This window comes from Providencia sp. PROV114, from assembly GCF_032704305.1.
Taxonomy (GTDB): Bacteria; Pseudomonadota; Gammaproteobacteria; order Enterobacterales; family Enterobacteriaceae; genus Providencia; species Providencia rettgeri.
Genome location: NZ_CP120528.1, coordinates 335,826 through 353,481, shown reverse-complemented (window position 1 = coordinate 353,481; position 17,656 = coordinate 335,826). Strand labels below are relative to the sequence as shown.

15 protein-coding genes are annotated in these 17,656 nt (G+C 40.3%); 9 read left to right on the top strand and 6 right to left on the bottom strand.

Features of this window, described 5'->3' with window-relative positions; all coding sequences use genetic code 11:
• Positions 1-7: 7 nt before the first annotated feature.
• Positions 8-1,816 carry a glutathione-regulated potassium-efflux system protein KefB gene (kefB, locus tag P3L37_RS01570; RefSeq protein ID WP_004265926.1) on the bottom strand — a complete coding sequence of 603 codons (1,809 nt, stop codon included), beginning with the start codon at positions 1,814-1,816 and terminating at the stop codon, positions 8-10.
• Positions 1,816-2,370, bottom strand: coding sequence for a glutathione-regulated potassium-efflux system ancillary protein KefG (gene kefG / locus P3L37_RS01565; protein ID WP_004265928.1), 555 nt, complete (start codon positions 2,368-2,370; stop codon positions 1,816-1,818). Before kefG ends, kefB begins: the two co-directional genes overlap by 1 nt.
• A gap of 151 nt (positions 2,371-2,521) precedes the next feature.
• Between kefG and P3L37_RS01560 the strand changes: the two genes are divergently transcribed.
• Entirely contained in the window at positions 2,522-4,456 is a 1,935-nt protein-coding gene (locus P3L37_RS01560) for an ABC transporter ATP-binding protein (RefSeq protein ID WP_123382624.1), read from the top strand.
• Positions 4,457-4,536: 80 nt separating this feature from the next.
• Here P3L37_RS01560 and adiA read toward each other — a convergent pair whose 3' ends face one another.
• Together adiA and P3L37_RS01550 are read right to left on the bottom strand one after the other, a co-directional pair.
• Positions 4,537-6,804, bottom strand: a complete 2,268-nt coding sequence (gene adiA / locus P3L37_RS01555) for an arginine decarboxylase (RefSeq protein ID WP_042851454.1) — start codon at positions 6,802-6,804, stop codon at positions 4,537-4,539.
• A 104-nt stretch (positions 6,805-6,908) separates the two neighbouring features.
• Positions 6,909-7,769: a MurR/RpiR family transcriptional regulator gene (locus P3L37_RS01550; protein WP_004265935.1), complete on the bottom strand. Its 861-nt coding sequence runs from the start codon at positions 7,767-7,769 to the stop codon at positions 6,909-6,911.
• 256 nt (positions 7,770-8,025) lie between these two features.
• On the opposite strand from P3L37_RS01550, the gene murQ reads away from it, so the two are divergent.
• Together murQ and murP are read left to right on the top strand one after the other, a co-directional pair.
• Complete coding sequence (gene murQ, locus P3L37_RS01545; RefSeq protein WP_115166423.1) at positions 8,026-8,937, top strand: N-acetylmuramic acid 6-phosphate etherase; 912 nt, start codon at positions 8,026-8,028, stop codon at positions 8,935-8,937.
• Positions 8,938-8,964: 27 nt separating this feature from the next.
• The gene (gene murP / locus P3L37_RS01540) at positions 8,965-10,431 is read left to right on the top strand and encodes a PTS N-acetylmuramic acid transporter subunit IIBC (protein ID WP_109912903.1); all 1,467 of its coding nucleotides are present in this window, start codon (positions 8,965-8,967) and stop codon (positions 10,429-10,431) included.
• 77 nt (positions 10,432-10,508) lie between these two features.
• Here murP and P3L37_RS01535 read toward each other — a convergent pair whose 3' ends face one another.
• Positions 10,509-11,114: a LysE family translocator gene (locus P3L37_RS01535; RefSeq protein WP_004265943.1), complete on the bottom strand. Its 606-nt coding sequence runs from the start codon at positions 11,112-11,114 to the stop codon at positions 10,509-10,511.
• 101 nt (positions 11,115-11,215) lie between these two features.
• On the opposite strand from P3L37_RS01535, the gene P3L37_RS01530 reads away from it, so the two are divergent.
• From P3L37_RS01530 to P3L37_RS01520, 3 genes are all read left to right on the top strand, one after another.
• A complete protein-coding gene (locus P3L37_RS01530; RefSeq protein ID WP_004265945.1) occupies positions 11,216-12,199 on the top strand; it encodes a hydrolase in 984 nt (327 codons plus the stop codon).
• Entirely contained in the window at positions 12,196-12,414 is a 219-nt protein-coding gene (locus P3L37_RS01525; RefSeq protein WP_004262551.1) for a YheU family protein, read from the top strand. The genes P3L37_RS01530 and P3L37_RS01525 overlap by 4 nt, the downstream gene beginning before the upstream one ends.
• Positions 12,415-12,591: 177 nt before the next feature.
• Positions 12,592-13,461, top strand: a complete 870-nt coding sequence (locus P3L37_RS01520; protein WP_110731455.1) for a phosphoribulokinase — start codon at positions 12,592-12,594, stop codon at positions 13,459-13,461.
• 90 nt (positions 13,462-13,551) lie between these two features.
• Here the strand turns inward: P3L37_RS01520 and P3L37_RS01515 are convergent, their stop codons facing one another.
• Complete coding sequence (locus tag P3L37_RS01515; RefSeq protein ID WP_004262554.1) at positions 13,552-13,953, bottom strand: OsmC family protein; 402 nt, start codon at positions 13,951-13,953, stop codon at positions 13,552-13,554.
• A 356-nt stretch (positions 13,954-14,309) separates the two neighbouring features.
• On the opposite strand from P3L37_RS01515, the gene crp reads away from it, so the two are divergent.
• From crp to P3L37_RS01500, 3 genes are all read left to right on the top strand, one after another.
• Positions 14,310-14,942: a cAMP-activated global transcriptional regulator CRP gene (gene crp, locus P3L37_RS01510; protein ID WP_004262556.1), complete on the top strand. Its 633-nt coding sequence runs from the start codon at positions 14,310-14,312 to the stop codon at positions 14,940-14,942.
• 139 nt (positions 14,943-15,081) lie between these two features.
• On the top strand, positions 15,082-16,059 hold the full coding sequence (locus P3L37_RS01505) for a hypothetical protein (protein ID WP_272667476.1): 978 nt from the start codon (positions 15,082-15,084) through the stop codon (positions 16,057-16,059).
• 167 nt (positions 16,060-16,226) lie between these two features.
• Entirely contained in the window at positions 16,227-17,603 is a 1,377-nt protein-coding gene (locus P3L37_RS01500; RefSeq protein WP_272576873.1) for a hypothetical protein, read from the top strand.
• The last annotated feature ends 53 nt before the right edge of the window (positions 17,604-17,656 follow it).

Here is a 17,656-nt window from a genome sequence, read left to right as displayed (position 1 = left end):
CTAACCCTTACTGTTCATTATTCCAACTATGGGGCTGACGATGCTCTCTTTGCATTTCTTTCTCAAAGAGCTCATTAAGTTCACGACGCGCCTCTTTAATACGTGAAATTTGCCCGCTATCACTATTTTCATTTTCAGGGTAGATATCCCTGAGCATTTTCATGTCTAAACGGCGAAAATGCTGCTTGGCACGATAAGCTTTATGAGGGTGCATCCCCGTACTGACTAAAGCCTTGCTGCCAAGTTCAAGCGCACTCGAGAATGTTTCACGGCTAAAGTCAGTCACGCCACATTGCAATAGCTCATGAGCCTCAAGACGACCTTTAGCACGAGCAATAATATGCAAGTTAGGGAAGTTTTCTTGGCAAATTTGCACAATTTCCATCACTTCTTCAGGGACATCACTGGTAATCACGATAGATTTGGCTTTATCAGCTCCTGCTGAGCGCAATAATTGCAGTTCACGTGCATCGCCGTAATATACTGTATAGCCGTAGCGGCGCATGGTACTAATCGCCGTAACATCTTGTTCTAGTACTGTAATTTTAACCTTATTGGCCATTAATAATCGGCCAACTACCTGACCCATACGACCAAAACCGACCAAAATAACATGCGGGTCATTATCCTCTACAAACGGTTTTTCACTCGAGGCCGGCTGTTGATTATAACGATAGTTCAAATAAGCATCTATCAATTGCATCACAAGTGGAGTGGTCATCATCGAAAGCGTGACAACCACCAGCAATAAATCCATTTGCCGTTCATTAATCACACTTGCACCAAAGGCGGTTGCATAGATTACAAATGCAAATTCGCCACCTTGGCTAAGCACACCAGAAAATTGCGCTCTCGCACCATTTCGAAGCCTAGCGGCTAAACTCAGTCCGTAAAGTACTAACGCTTTGACAGCGACCAATACTACAACAGCAATCAATACTTGCGGTAAATAGGCCCACAACACATCTAAATTCAATGACATACCTACTGAGATAAAAAATAGCCCCAGTAGCAGACCTTTAAACGGTTCGATATTAATTTCCAATTCATGACGGAATTCTGTTTCCGCTAACATGACCCCTGCCATAAAGGTTCCCAGAGCCATAGAAAACCCAAGGCTTTCCATAATGAGTGCAGAACCTAATACCACCAATAAGGCGGCAGCCGTAAAAATTTCATGAACGCCAGATTTAGCAGCAAGCCTGAACATCGGCCGCAATAAGTAACGGCCAACGACCCATAAGCCTGCGAACGCCACTATCTTCAAACCAATCTTTTGCCAATCACTGGTTGCTGAATCCCCTGCTAACAATGGGATCAGCGCCATAATCGGGATAACGGCCATATCTTGGAATAACAAAACAGAGAAACCGAGTTGCCCACTTTCTTTGTTGGACATCCCTTTTTCGTTCATCAATTGAAGTGCCATTGCCGTTGATGACATCGCCATACCTAATCCACCGACAATAGCCGCTTGCCAAGAGAATTTGGCTAAAAATAGCAGTGACGCCATGATAGCTGCGGTCACGACCACTTGAAGCGTGCCCACACCGAAAATAGAGCGCCTAAGTTCCCATAATTTAGAAGGTTTTAGCTCTAACCCAATAAGAAACATCAGGAACACCACCCCCATTTCGGAGAAGTGTAAAATATCATCAACATTGCGAATAAAGCCGAAAACAAATGGCCCAATCATGATCCCGGCAAGCAAATACCCAAGCACAGCACCTAAGCGGATTTTTTGTGCGATAGGTACCATAACGACCCCTGCACAAAGGAAGATGATAACGGATTCAAATAGCCCCAGTTCTGACATTAGGATAACCCTCCCGCACCTAGCGGTTGCTGCATCCATTGACGGTAGTCATCGATAAGCTGTTCAAAGCGTTCTTTAGGCTGCCGACGTGCTGCATAAATAATGGTTGGTTCTAACCACTGCATATCACACATTAATGCAGTCAATTCAAATGGGCGAAGTATTTCTGTAAGCGGGTAATGATTATACCCATCATGTTGATAAGCGTGGATAGGCTCCCCCGTCGTGATCACCGAGCGCCAATATTTGCCTTTTAATTTCTGGTACCCCACGTCGGTAGCAAAACGGCGAGTTAACACGCGATCAAACCACTCTTTTAATAAAGCAGGGCAACTATAAGTATAGAGAGGATGCTGAAAAACAATGATATCGTGCTGACACAATAATTTTTGCTCCGCGGTAACATCAATAAAATAATCTGGGTAAATTGCGTATAAATCGTGCACAGTCACATGGTCAAAATCACGTACTGCCCCCAATAACGCCTTATTAGCCATCGATTCGTCGGGGTCCGGGTGAGCGTAGACCACCAACACTTTCGGTGTATTTGACATCTTTCCCTCCTCAAAGGCGTGTCAGACGGAACATTTTCCGTTACCATGCAGCCTGCTAAATAGAGTTTACACCCTAAACATTGCAGTCTTTGTATTATTATTCGGGTGTGTAGATTTGGGTAATTTAACATATTTTTAATAGACGGTTGCTATGATTGTTTTCTCTTCACTCCAAATTCGCCGAGGTGTTCGTGTCCTACTGGACAATGCCACTGCGACTATTAACCCCGGCCAAAAAGTTGGTTTAGTGGGTAAAAACGGCTGCGGTAAATCGACGCTTCTTGCGTTATTAAAAGGCGAATTACAAGCTGAAGCAGGTTCTGCAACCTTTCCAAGCAATTGGTCTATGGCATGGGTGAACCAAGAAACTCCCGCGCTTGATGTGCCCGCTCTTGAATATGTCATTGATGGTGATCGCGAGTTCCGAGCCTTAGAACAAAAACTACAGCAAGCCAATGAAAAAAATGATGGCCATGCCATCGCAGTAGTTCATGGGCAGCTTGATGCGATTGATGCATGGACCATTCGTTCTCGCGCCTCCAGTTTGCTACATGGCTTAGGTTTCAGCCAAACACAGCTAGATTCCCCAGTAAAATCATTTTCGGGTGGATGGCGGATGCGTTTGAACCTCGCGCAGGCACTGCTTTGCCGTTCTGACCTGTTGTTACTCGATGAGCCAACCAACCACCTTGATTTAGACGCGGTCATTTGGTTAGAAAAGTGGTTAAAAAGCTACCAAGGCACCCTGATTTTGATTTCCCATGATAGGGATTTCCTCGACCCGATTATTGATAAAGTGCTGCATATCGAACAAGAAACCATGTTCGAATATACGGGTAACTACTCGTCTTTTGAGCGCCAACGTGCGACAAAACTCGCCCAGCAGCAAGCGTTGTATGAAAGCCAACAAGCTAAAGCTGCGCATTTACAAAGTTATATTGACCGCTTTAGAGTGCAAGCCACCAAAGCCAAGCAAGCACAAAGCCGCATTAAGATGCTTGAAAGAATGGAAATGGTCGCACCGGCTCATGTGGATAACCCATTCCATTTTTCATTCCGCAAACCAGAAAGCTTACCGAATCCATTATTAAAAATGGAAAAAGTCAGCGCAGGCTACGGTGAAAAGGTCATTTTGCAATCCATCAAACTGAACTTAGTCCCGGGGTCACGCATTGGTCTGCTCGGGCGTAACGGCGCAGGTAAATCAACTTTAATCAAAATGTTAGCTGGCGACTTACCTCCATTACAGGGAGAAATTTCCCTCGCAAAAGGGATTAAACTCGGTTATTTCGCCCAGCACCAATTAGAGTATTTGCACCCTGAAGAATCCCCCTTGCAGCATCTTGCTCGCCTTGCCCCTGAGCATACTGAGCAGCAATTACGTGACTATTTAGGTGGTTTCGGTTTTAAAGGTGACCAAGTTACTGACCCAAGTGGCCGTTTTTCTGGTGGGGAAAAAGCGCGCTTAGTTCTCTCTTTAATCGTCTGGCAGCGCCCTAATTTACTGCTGCTCGATGAACCAACTAACCACTTGGACTTAGATATGCGCCAAGCGCTTACTGAAGCCTTAATGGCCTTCGAAGGCGCTTTAGTTGTCGTTTCCCATGATAGGCATTTATTGCGCACCACGACCGATGAACTGTATTTAGTCCACGGCGGTTCTGTAGAGCAGTTTGATGGTGATTTAGAAGATTACCAACAATGGCTAGCTGAGCAAAACAAGCTCGAATTACAGCAAGTGCGTGATCAACAAGAGAAAGATAAGCCAGCAGCCGCTGCAACGGTGACGGCACAAGATAGAAAAGATCAAAAACGTCGTGAAGCTGAATTTCGTCAGTTAACTCAGCCTATCCGTAAAAAAATTACGGAATTGGAAAAGCAGATGGATAAACACTCTCATGCCCTGAGTGAGCTTGAAGCAAAACTTTCTGATGCGGCCATCTATGAACAAGATAAAAAAGCCGAATTGACGGAATGTTTGAAAAAACAAACTGAACACAAAGCAGCGCTTGAAGACGTGGAAGTGGAGTGGATGGAATTGCAAGAGCAGTTAGAAACCATGACTAGTGAGTTTGAATTAAATTAATTCGTTATAAAACATCACAATCCATTAAAATCACGAAAAGCTATCTTTTGATAGCTTTTCGTTTTTATCATCACTGAATCTTATTCTTTCACACACATCACATAATACTGGCCATCAATAATTTCAGTGCCTTCGGTTTCGTGTTCAAAACCAGGGAATTCGCTATCCCATGCTTGAAGACTATGTAAATAGCCGATATGTGGGCTATTTTTATCGCCAAAGCTTTCCCCCGATAACAACATTGGGATACCCGGTGGATAGGGAATAATCGAGTTAGCAGCAATACGCCCGGCGAGTTTATCTAAAGGAACCGACTCAACACGGTTAGCAACAATTTCTTGGTAGGCATCGCGCGGGCTCATCATCACTGCAGGGAGTTGTTCATAAGCCTGATTTAGTTGGCCTCCAGGGTTATTTTTTTGTAGATACACAAACATTTTATTCCCTAAATCACGTAGCCCCATCTCACTATAGATCTCAGGAGCCGCTTCAACCACTTCAGGCAATACCTTTTTCAGTGCCGTATTATTGTCATAGTGGCGCTTAAACGACAGCAGCGCATTGACCAATGTCCCCCATTTTCCTTTCGTAATTCCCATCGAAAACAAGAACATAATTTGGAAATCGGTCGTACGGGTTGGCACAATACCATAATGATTTAACCAAGCTGTGACTAAAGCTGCAGGAACTCCGCTATCCAGTAATTTACCGTCATCTCCCATCCCTGGCGACAAGATACTTACCTTAATTGGGTCAAGCATCGCCCAATTTTCAGGGATATCTTTAAAACCATGCCATTTATCTTCAGGATTCATCACCCAGCAACTTTGCTCTTTCATCAACAGTTCAACAGGGGCATCTTCAAATGCATAGCGTTTACCTGTTGCTGGGTCTTTCACCATTTCTTGATTCCATGGTTTGAAGAACCACTCATCATCATTGATAAATTCTTTGTATAGGAAGCCCAGTGATTGACGGAAGTCGATGGCTTCACGGATGACTTCATCAGTGAGTGAACGCCCACTGTTGCCGTCCATCATATCTGCGGCAATATCATTCGAGGCACAAATTGCATATAGCGGCGAGGTGGTCGCATGCATATGATAAGCTTGGTTAAAACGATTAAAATCAATCGCATTACGGCCATTTCGGACGTGGATAAATGAAGCTTGTGAAAGTGCATTCAATAATTTATGCGTAGAGTGGGTCGCAAAAACGGTAGGTTCATCGTCTTTTCTAGGGTCATCACGCATCGCAAAGTGGTCACGGTAGATAGGGTTAAAGCGCGCGTAGCCGTACCATGCCTCATCAAAATGGATTCTATCCAATGATTCATCAAGCAAATCCTGAACTTTGCGTGCGTGATAGCATACGCCATCGTAAGTACAGTTAGTTACTACACTATATGCGGGACGTTTGCCTATTTTATCTGAAGTTAATGGGTTTTTAGCGATTTTTTCAGTAATCGCTTCCGGTGTCATCTCTTGAGGGTAAATAGGACCAATAATGCCATAACGATTACGGCTTGGCGTCATATAAACCGGTTTTGCTCCAGTTAAAATCAAACCTTGCTCAATAGATTTATGGCAGTTACGGTCAATGACAACAACGTCATCATCCGTCATACAAGCTTGCATAATCGTTCGGTTCGAACCTGATGTTCCCACGACCACTGAATAAGATTGGTCAGCACCAAAAATACGGGCGGCATTTCTTTCACATTCACCAAATGCGCCGGTATGGTCTAACAGTGACCCCACGGCAACTCGCTCGATACCAATATCGGTACGAAACAAGTTTTCTCCAAAGAAATCATGATAAATGCGGCCCGCGGGGGTTTTGGTGAACCCAACACCGCCCTGATGACCCGGTGCTGCCCATGAATATTCATGTACATCACTGTATTTAATCAAGCTTTTCATCAAAGGGGGCAATAAATTAGCGCGGTAACGGATTATCGCGGCAAGAACTCGACCTGCGATAAAATCAGCGGAGTCTTCTAAAATCCAAGCAAACTCATCAACTTGCTCCATCATTTTGCGGTCGAATGCCGTCAAAGCTTCTTCACGATCACTTAATAAAAAAACAGGCACATCTTCTTGTCTGCGATGAAGTTGGGTAATTAATTGATGTGCCTGAGTTTGTTCTTGCTTGTCTGACATATCTCGGCCATATAACAAGCAATCAATACTGGTATTTGATCGAATGTATGCCATCCCATCTTCAAAATTACGAATGATCACGGTTTCTACGTGCTCATCTTTAAGTTCACTAGCAAGTCTTGCTACAGCATGGCTAATCACGGAGTCGTCATCGGTTAATTCCGTATAAACTATGAGTGCTCTCATCAATAACTCCCTTTTAACTTTTTAAAATCAAAATACTGATAATATTAGTCTTAACGTAAATAAGGTTTGATTGCAAAGTTATCGATGAGGATTCAAGCCACTAATCACTCATCTAATTTATTAATCACTACTCTTGCATTCATAACTAACGACTTTGCTTTCGCTTCTCGCCGTTGCAATAACGCCATAAAAATCAGGTCAGTAAGCGTATTTTGTGCGGTTCTTGAAGAAATTGATGAACTACGCCATTCATCTTCCTCCGCGATACTTTCAAGAACGTAATCAGCAATTTGCCCCAGTGGTGAATCACAGTCACGCGTAATCGCAATGACACATGCCCCTTGCTTACGTGCAATATTCGCTGCTGTTAGCATGTCTTTACGCTTCCCTGTAAAAGAAATAACGATTTGTACATCATGAGCATTGAGAGTGAGTGCCGCAGCAATTTGCACATGATGGTCTGACTCCACGAGCGTTGTAATACCAATTTTTTGTAACTTATAACTTAAATCTTTTGCAGTTAAGCCTGACCCACCAATACCGACAATCTGTACTCTCTGTGATTGGTCTATTCGCTCAACAATGCGTTCAAACTGTCTGAAATCAATTAATTTTGTTGTTTCTGTAATTGAATGATTTTTCTCCATTGCCAATTTCTGAGCAACAACCATCAAGTTATCATCAGGTGCAATGCGGTTATGTAAAGCGGAATGAGGTGCTCCCTCTTTCAGTTGCTGGCGTCCAATAATCTCACTAAGTGCAAGTTTCAAGGCGGGATACCCCTTCACCCCGACTTTTTGACTAAACTTAACGATGGCAGATTGGCTGACATCTAAAATTTCTGCTAATTGCTGAGACGATAAATTCAGTACATTTTCGGGATTTTCAAGGATAAATTGTGCAATTTTACGTTGATTTTCTGCTAATCGCGGTAGTGAGTAAGTAATGATGTCCAATAATGTCATGGTGACCTCTAATAATAGTTGTAATAGCCAGACCTATAGATAAAAAAATAATAATAAATTATTCCTCAACCAAGTCACTGATGCCTGATAAATAATACTTACAATTCAAAGAGTCGTAACTTTAGTCCGTAAAATAAATCACAAAATATTCTTGTATATTCACAAGATAGAATAGATAGCACCGTGATATTAGTCACATATAAGGAATAAATAATTCCTTAATATTAGCCCAATAACTGATCTAGGAGCAATTTTTATGACTATCGACTTAAGCAAAATGGTAACTGAAAGCCGTAATGCAGCCAGTACTAATATCGACCAACTATCAACGGCTGAAATGCTAAAGGTCATTAATAATGAGGACAAACTCGTTCCGTTAGCGGTTGAAAAAGTGCTCCCTGAAATTGCTCAACTGGTTGATAAAGTTGCAGAAGCCTTTTTAAAAGGCGGTCGTCTGATTTACTCAGGCGCAGGAACCTCTGGCCGTTTAGGAATTCTTGATGCCAGTGAGTGCCCGCCGACTTATGGAACGCCCCATGAGCAAGTTGTTGGTTTAATCGCCGGTGGTCATCAGGCTATCTTCCGTGCCGTAGAAAATGCAGAAGATAAACCTGAACTTGGCGAACAAGACCTCAAAGACATTCAATTCAATGATAATGATGTGTTAGTGGGTATCGCAGCGAGTGGTCGAACACCTTATGTATTAGGAGCTTTAGCATACGCGAATGCTATTGGTGCAACCACAGCTGCCATTAGCTGTAACCCAAATAGCCCAATAGCCAATGCCGCAGATATTGCTATCACTCCCGTTGTCGGTGCAGAAGTTGTCACAGGTTCTTCACGCATGAAAGCAGGAACTGCACAAAAATTGGTACTGAATATGATCACCACTGGGGCAATGATCCGTATCGGAAAGGTGTTTGGTAATTTAATGGTTGATGTTGAAGCAACAAATGCCAAACTCATTGAAAGACAAACAAAAATTGTGATGGAAGCGACCGACTGTGACCGAACTACTGCAGAAACCGCCCTTCAACAATGTAATCGACACTGCAAAACTGCCATTTTAATGGTGCTATCGGGCTTGAATGCCGATGACGCACGTCAACTGCTCTTAGACAACAACGGTTTTATTCGTACGGCACTCAATATGGCCTCATCCGCCTAATTTGCGGATTTTAATGGGATAAATAGTATGGCTAAAATAACAATAGAAATGATACAGCAGGTCCTACAACACGTTGGAGGACGCCGTAATATTAAATTAGCGGGTAACTGTATGACCCGTTTGCGGCTCACACTCAACGATGACCAACTAGTCGATAAAGCTGCACTCAAACAAATCGCAGGGGTGCTTGGTGTCATTGAGAGTGATGAACAGCTGCAAGTGATCCTTGGCCCGGGTAAAGCACAAACTGCCGCAGACTTAATGAACCAACTGTTGGATAGTGGTGAAGAGGATAGCCATGAGGCAACAACCCAGCCTCAGGATTTAAACGACATTGCCTCCGCAAATAAGCAGCAACTGAAAAAGAAACAAACCAGTGCCGTTCATCGGTTTTTATCCAAATTTGCCACGATATTTACACCGTTAATTCCGGGCTTTATTGCTGCCGGCCTACTATTAGGCTTTGCAACTCTAGCGAAACAAACCTATTTCCCAGCAGGGCTTCCAACAAAGCCTGAAGAGCAGACCCTACTCGTACATACTATTTTATATATGTCAGTATTTAGCAAAGGGCTGTTTAGCTTTCTAAGCATTCTCATTGGTTATAATACTCAAAAAGCCTTTGGCGGTAGCGCGGTAAATGGTGCCATCATTGCTTCACTGTTTGTTCTTGGATATAACCCTGAAATAGCCAAAGGGTTCTATTCTGACATGAATAGCTTTTTCGGGTTGGCTATCGACCCAAGAGGTAACATTATTGGGGTATTGATTGCGTGTATTTTTGGCGCATGGGTTGAAAAACAGGTACGCAAAATTATCCCAGCTAACCTTGATATGATTTTAACCTCAACAATTACCTTATTAATTGTTGGTGCTGCTGTGTTTATCTTTATCATGCCTATTGGGAGCTGGTTATTCTCTGGCATGTCATGGCTGTTTGTTCATTTAAGCAGCAACCCATTCGGAACTGCCATACTTGCTGGGCTATTCTTAATTGCAGTCATGTTTGGCGTGCACCAAGGTTTTGTTCCGGTATATATGGCACTCGTTGAAACTCAAGGTTTTAACTCACTCTTCCCTATCCTAGCGATGGCAGGTGGTGGCCAAGTTGGTGCAGCAATGGCGTTGTATGTTAAAGCCGCAAAAGATTCGGTGTTACGCAATCAGATTCGTGGGGCTATCATTCCAGGTTTCTTAGGTGTCGGTGAACCACTTATTTACGGTGTAACTCTTCCGCGGATGAAGCCATTTGTCACCGCATGTTTAGGTGGTGCCGCAGGCGGTTTCTTTGTTGGGCTAGTGGCTTGGATGGGTTTACCGGTTGGTTTGAATACCGTCTTTGGCCCTTCTGGCTTAGTCGCTATCCCAATGATGACGTCAGCTGATGGGGTGTTCCCTGGAATGTTAGTTTATGTGGGCGGGTTATTCACATCCTACTTATTCGGTTTTATTTTTACTTATTTTTTCGGAACTAAGAACGTCGATTTAGACTAATCGCCTCCCTTACATGTAAAAAGCAGCCCATGGGCTGCTTTTTGATGAGTCATATAAACTGCACTTTTATCAGAAAATCATTCCAACCAAATCAGGGGAACGCACAAAGCCGTTAAAATCCCCATTACCCAGTTAAAAATAAACCAAGCACGGCGGCTACGCAAAAATAGGCTGATTAATGAACCAAACCCCATCCAGATTAAACCCGCCACTAAGTTAACCACCACAAATGCGATACTCATCATTAAAATAGATTGAGTAAATAACTCACCGGGTAAGCTAAATCCCCCTACGGCTCCCAAACCCATCATCCATGCTTTCGGGTTTAAAAACTGCAATAAGCCACCTTGATACCAAGTCACGCTTTTCGCAACTTCGCTATTCGTCTTCAGTGGTGCATAATTTGCCGTCGCTGTTTTCCATGCGAGCCATAACAGGTAGATGCTTCCGGCGACTTTTAAGGCGATATGAATCGCAGGATAGAGCAATAAAAGTGCAGCAATACCGAATGCAGAAAGATAAAGTATGGACTGCATGCCTAACATAATACCAAGGCATAATGTAATCGTATGGCGAAAACCGTAGTTTGCTGCACTTGACGTTAGCAACATATTGTTAGGGCCGGGTGTGACTGCTGCAATGAATAAAAACGTAAAAAGAGAAAAAATCAGCCCCAGTGTCATTTATAATTTAGCCTCAAACTCAAATTTGTTTACTTGCATCACAAAAAAATAACAGTATGTTATGTGACTCACAAGAGTCTCCATTAAATAAAAATAAGGCTATGTCAGAAAACTTTCGTCCAATAAGTTGGGCTAAAAATCCACACCTCCAAACATTACTGCCAAGGATTTTCCGTAGAACACCGAAAATCAAACCTATATGGCAACGGCTTGAATTGCCTGATGGCGATTTTATCGATCTCGCTTGGAGTGAAAAACCCGAGCTAGCAGCGCATAAGCCACGATTAGTGATTTTCCATGGTCTAGAAGGTAATTTTAAAAGCCCTTACGCTCACGGAATGCTAGAAACTGCCCAAAAACATGGTTGGTTGGGTGTGATTATGCATTTTCGCGGTTGTAGTGGTGAACCCAATCGCCAACAGCGAATTTACCATTCAGGTGAAACCAGTGATGCTCGCTATTTTCTCCGCTGGTTGAAACAAACCTATGGTGATGCGCCAACCGCCGCAGTTGGTTATTCTCTTGGTGGCAATATGTTAGCCTGCTATTTAGCTGAAAGCGGTCAAAATGCAGATGTCGATGCGGGTGTTGTTGTTTCTGCTCCTTTGATGTTAGAAGCCTGCTCTTTACGCATGGAAAAGGGCATTTCTCAGTTTTATCAACGTTACTTACTAAATGGCTTGAAACGCAATGCCACCCGGAAATTAGTCCGTTATCCAGGCTCATTACCCTTAAACCTCTTACAATTGAAGCAGCTTAAGCGGATCCGTGAGTTTGATGATGTGATTACTGCTCGTATTCATGGATTTGATGATGCGACAGATTATTATCAAAAATGCAGTGCATTACCCAAGTTAGCTTATATCACTAAACCAACGTTAATTATTCACGCCAAAGATGACCCATTTATGGCGCCTGAAGTTGTTCCTGATTTATCATTTTTACCCCACAATGTGGAATACCAAATGACAGAACATGGCGGGCACGTCGGCTTTGTGAGCGGTACATTCAGAAAACCGCAAATGTGGTTAGAAAGCCGTATTCCTCAATGGCTAACCCCTTATTTAGATAAGGAAATAATGTGATTATTCCTTGGCAAGAACTTGAGCCTGAAACATTGGAAAACCTGATTGAGAGCTACGTATTGCGTGAGGGAACCGACTACGGCTCCCATGAAAAAAGCCTGCAAGATAAGGTTAACGATGTGAAACGGCAGTTAGTTTCTGGCGAAATTGTGCTAGTCTGGTCTGAATTGCATGAATCGGTTAATTTCATGCCTAAGGGAAGTTTTTCTGTATGATGTTTTTATTCCATGGTTCATTTTTACGTCATCTTTTGTCATAAAAAAGTTGCGTGTTTTCCAACATAATCATGTCGTAAAACCATCAAATAAGGCTCACAACCCTAACACCCGTTAATCCGCTTCATGCACTATTGATTAAAATAGTGCTTATAAGCGCAGCACAGGGAGTCCACGATGTCTAAAAAGCACCCAATTATTGCTATCACCGGTTCGAGCGGTGCTGGCACAACGTCAACTAGCCAAGCATTTCGTAAAGTTTTTCACCAATTAAATATCCAGCCTGCAACATTAGAAGGGGATAGTTTTCACCGCTATACACGCCCTGAAATGGATATGGCTATCCGTAAAGCCAGAGAACAAGGCCGGCACATCAGTTACTTTGGCCCCGAAGCGAATGATTTTGCTTTGCTTGAACAAACCTTAGTTGACTATGCAAAAACGGGTTGTGGGCAATCCCGTAAATATCTACATACTTATGATGAAGCGGTACCTTATGGCTTGCAGCCCGGGACATTTACCCCTTGGGAACCGCTGCCAGATAAAACGGATATTTTGTTTTATGAGGGGCTACATGGCGGTGTTGTCACACCGGAACATAATGTCGCACAACATGTTGATTTACTTGTCGGTGTTGTCCCTATAGTCAACCTAGAATGGATCCAAAAATTAATCCGTGATACGACAGAGCGAGGGCACTCCCGTGAAGCCGTTATGGACTCTGTCGTGCGTTCTATGGGCGACTATATTAATTACATCACGCCACAATTTTCTCGCACTCACATCAATTTTCAACGCGTTCCGACGGTAGATACCTCCAACCCATTTTCGGCTAAAGCCATTCCATCACAAGATGAAAGCTTTATTGTGATCCGCTTTCGTGGGCTAGAGCAAATTGATTTCCCCTATTTGCTATCAATGATATCTGGCTCTTTCATTTCTGCAATGAATACAATTGTCGTCCCCGGAGGAAAACTAGGTTTAGCCATGGAATTAATTATGGCGCCAATAGTCGAAAAACTAATTAATCAAAAGGACAACAATTAAATTATTTTTTGATTAATAAATAAGATGCTTATCATTAATTAAGGTAAGCATCTTTTAATTCAAATATACCAATAAAAATTAAATTTATTTTTAGTTTTTTATTTCAAAGCTGTGTGTGACTTCAACGGTTTTCTCTAACATCAATGCGACTGAACAATATTTTTCAGCAGAAAGTTGAACGGCTCGTTCGACCGCTTTTTCCGTTAATTCATTCCCTGTTACAATAAAATGTAAATGGATTTTCACAAAATAACGAGGGGCTTCTTCCCGACGCTGTGAGGTTAATTTCACCTCACAATCCGTAATATCATAGCGGCCCTTTTGTAGAATCGAAACGACATCAATCGCGCTGCAACCACCCGCAGCCATTAGCACCATTTCCATTGGGCTTGGGGCTTTATCACCTGCATTACCGTCCATCATCACTTGGTGCCCAGACGCTGACTCCCCTAGAAAAGAAAGTCCTTCAACCCACTTAACTCTTGCTTCCATTATATTTCCCCTTGAAATGAAATCGGTTTAAAGGCTACATTGTTCCATAGATACAATGAATGTTATATCAACTTTATTTGGCTGAAGCGATACAGGGAAGACTTTCTTTATTGAATATGCTACAAACAATACTTAGTTGATAGGATTAAGATCAAAACTCAACGGTTTAATTGATCATATTATAGTGTTGATATCAATTTGCGTTACCCAAAGCAATCAAAAACGCTGAAGCAATCAGCTGTTAGATTATTTAAAGGTATATAAGGCAAATTAATATGCTAAGCTAGTGACTTTAAAGCCAGCCTTTCTAGTATGTTTTTCTGAATGGCTGCAATAACATACAGAGGATAACGCTAATGGTTCTCGGCAAGCCACAAACAGACCCTACTCTTGAATGGTTTTTGTCACACTGCCATATTCATAAATATCCATCCAAGAGCACTCTTATCCATCAGGGTGAGAAAGCAGAAACCCTTTACTATATCGTTAAAGGTTCGGTGGCTGTTTTAATTAAAGATGAAGAAGGCAAAGAAATGATCCTCTCTTACCTGAATCAGGGGGATTTCATTGGTGAGCTTGGGTTATTTGAAGAAGGGCAAGAACGTACTGCGTGGGTTAGAGCCAAAATAGCCTGCGAAGTTGCTGAAATTTCTTACAAAAAATTCCGTCAATTAATTCAGGTAAACCCTGATATTTTAATGCGCCTTTCTGCGCAAATGGCTAGTCGCTTACAAACAACATCTGAGAAAGTCGGTAACCTCGCATTCTTAGACGTTACAGGCCGTATTGCTCAAACGCTATTAAACTTAGCTAAACAACCTGATGCAATGACACACCCAGACGGTATGCAAATCAAAATTACTCGTCAGGAAATAGGCCAAATCGTGGGTTGTTCCCGTGAAACAGTCGGCCGTATTCTAAAAATGTTAGAAGACCAAAACCTGATCTCTGCACATGGTAAAACCATTGTTGTTTACGGTACTCGTTAATTAACCTTTCAGCCTGGCCACCTTTGGCTGGGCTATTTATTTATCATATTAAATTCTAATAAAATCGCTTCTTTATATTCTCTTTATCACTTCCCCTTATAGAATAATAATTATTATCTTATTAATTAGGGAAATATTTATGACCATTACATTAGGCTATTTATCGGGTAATCCGACGATTTTCAAAAAAATCATTAATTCCGATGATTTCATCAAAAAAATTTTTACGATTACCTCTTCACTGAAGAAAAGTCCACTTGATACGAATAACCAGCTAAAACCAACTCGTACCTGTAGCACTGAGAGTATTGATTCCGCCTATGAGAGCGACTTAGAAGAAACCAATAATATTAAGTGTTTAAGCACTGGTGAATTTTACGAAAAAGTCAATCAATTGAAAATTAAGCTATACGGAAAATATTCATCTACTTTTCTTTCTGAGCAAAGTACAGACTCATTAATAAAAGAAAATAGAGTTATTCTTGACCAATACAAAGAACTCCCCAAAAAAAATGCTGAATATGCTGATTTTTTATATCGCGATATTAGAATCCCTGGCATTAACAATAAAAGTCTACAAGAAAAAAAAGAGATTATAAAAAAATTTGTATTACCTAAACCTCTAACTAATAAAAATGGTTCAATGCTTCCTTTAAAAAAACAAATCATTCAAGAGTCTATTCGTCATATCACACTACCTTCCGTGGGTATAAAATATAAAACAGAAAGCAAATTTAATAAGAAATTAGTTTATATACATTACAAAATTTGTGAAGAAAATCGGCCTAATCAAAGAATTACCTCTTTGCCAAAAACCACTTTTGAGTTCAAGGGAAATATACCGCAAACAAAGTCATCATTACTAAGAGCACAACGAATAAAAGAACATTATAATTTATCGAGTAAAATTACCACACAGAAAACCAGCCTTAGCAAAGATAACTTAGCAAAAAATAAAATTTTAGTTAATAGTTCTGATTTATTAAAAATAATAGAAAAAGAATACCAATTGACCCAAGAAATAAATAACCATATAAAAATAATCGCTGAAATAGACGCCCAAATGAAGACTAACTCTCAATTACTAGCACTTTACAAGTCACCAATAATAAAATAAGTAAAATCGACTTATTATTCAATTAATTAAAATATTTGCATTGGCTAGAACAAATCCAAACACAAATATCACACACATGTAAATAAATAATCATAAACATCGATTTATTATATTAATTAACCTAAAAACAACCCAAAATAGCATTAATTGATAATTAAGGATCTCTCATGCACATAGACACCATCAATAGAAATGTAAGCAATCCCATCTTTAAAAAAAACATAGCATTAGAAATAGCGGAAAATTATTTCCCAATAATTAAGAAAATACGTAATACTAGATTGAATAATTTCATTCATTTATTTAGTTTTAACAAAAAAAACAAAGTAAATATGGATTCAAAGTTTTACTTAGAGTTAAAAAAAATAGAAACCAAAAAAAATGAGAATAACTCACGATTAAAAGTCGAATTAAATCAAAATAAAATAATATCATTAGAAAATGAACTACTTAAAAAGTCGTTTGAAATATCCCTAACAGTAAAAAACACTAAAGATGAAATTAATAGAAAAATAAGTAACGCATTAAAAATAGACAAGCCCTATGTAGAAGAATTAGTCAACAATAAAATAATTAAAGAACAGAATGACCTAATAGACTATTACACATACCATATTAAAAATATAGAATTAATTGAAACTAAAGAACAATTAAAAAATGACATATACAAATTAAAATTAGAGATAAAAAACGAGTCAAAAATAAGAGGGATTTATTATCTTGAAAAAAAACATGAAATATTAGAGTCATCATATAAAGAGATAGAAAATACATTTGGGGTGGAAGACCAAAATGAAAATTTAAAATCATTAATTAATTTACAATTAATCATTAAAAATTTATTAATTAAAGAATTAGATGATATTAAAAACAAAATTCATAATATAACGTTAAATAACTATAATAAAAAATCCATTAACCCCAAAAAAAGTCAAATATCGAAAAAATTAATGGAAGAAAAAAACAGCGTAACCCCAGAAGAGTCAATAATTAAAAAAAATTTAATTATCTGTGATGAAGATGGTACCCCTATTTATCATGATGAGGACCATAACTTTGATTTTGATGACGAATTAACTTTTTTAGCGAAGCCCGAAACCAATGAAATGGAAGATTCGTCATTAGTTAAAACACTAAGACTCGAAAATAGAGAATTAAAAAACTCGCTAGAGGAGTTAAGCAATAACTATTTCACTCTGCTTGATAAATTCCATCATAGGTCACACGAATACATTCTAAATACAATAACTCTTACTGACGTACCTCTAGATGATTTATCTACAAATGAAGAAACTATCGTCAAGCAGCCAAGTGAAATTAAACAAAAAACAATAGATAGTAAAGAGAACGTCACGGCAAAAAATACACAGAACAATCGTAGTTTAATGCAGAAAAAAACAGTTGTGAATTATTCACATTCCCATAACAGTCAATGTCTGGCTGCTGGCATCACCATATCCAGCACACCAGAACAATTGCAACAAAAACAAATAGAATTAAAAGCGAAAAATACAATAAAAATATCTGGCCGAAATAGAACGTAATATTAACGATACAAGTTGCAGAGACAGAAATGCCTCTGCAACTTTTCAATAAA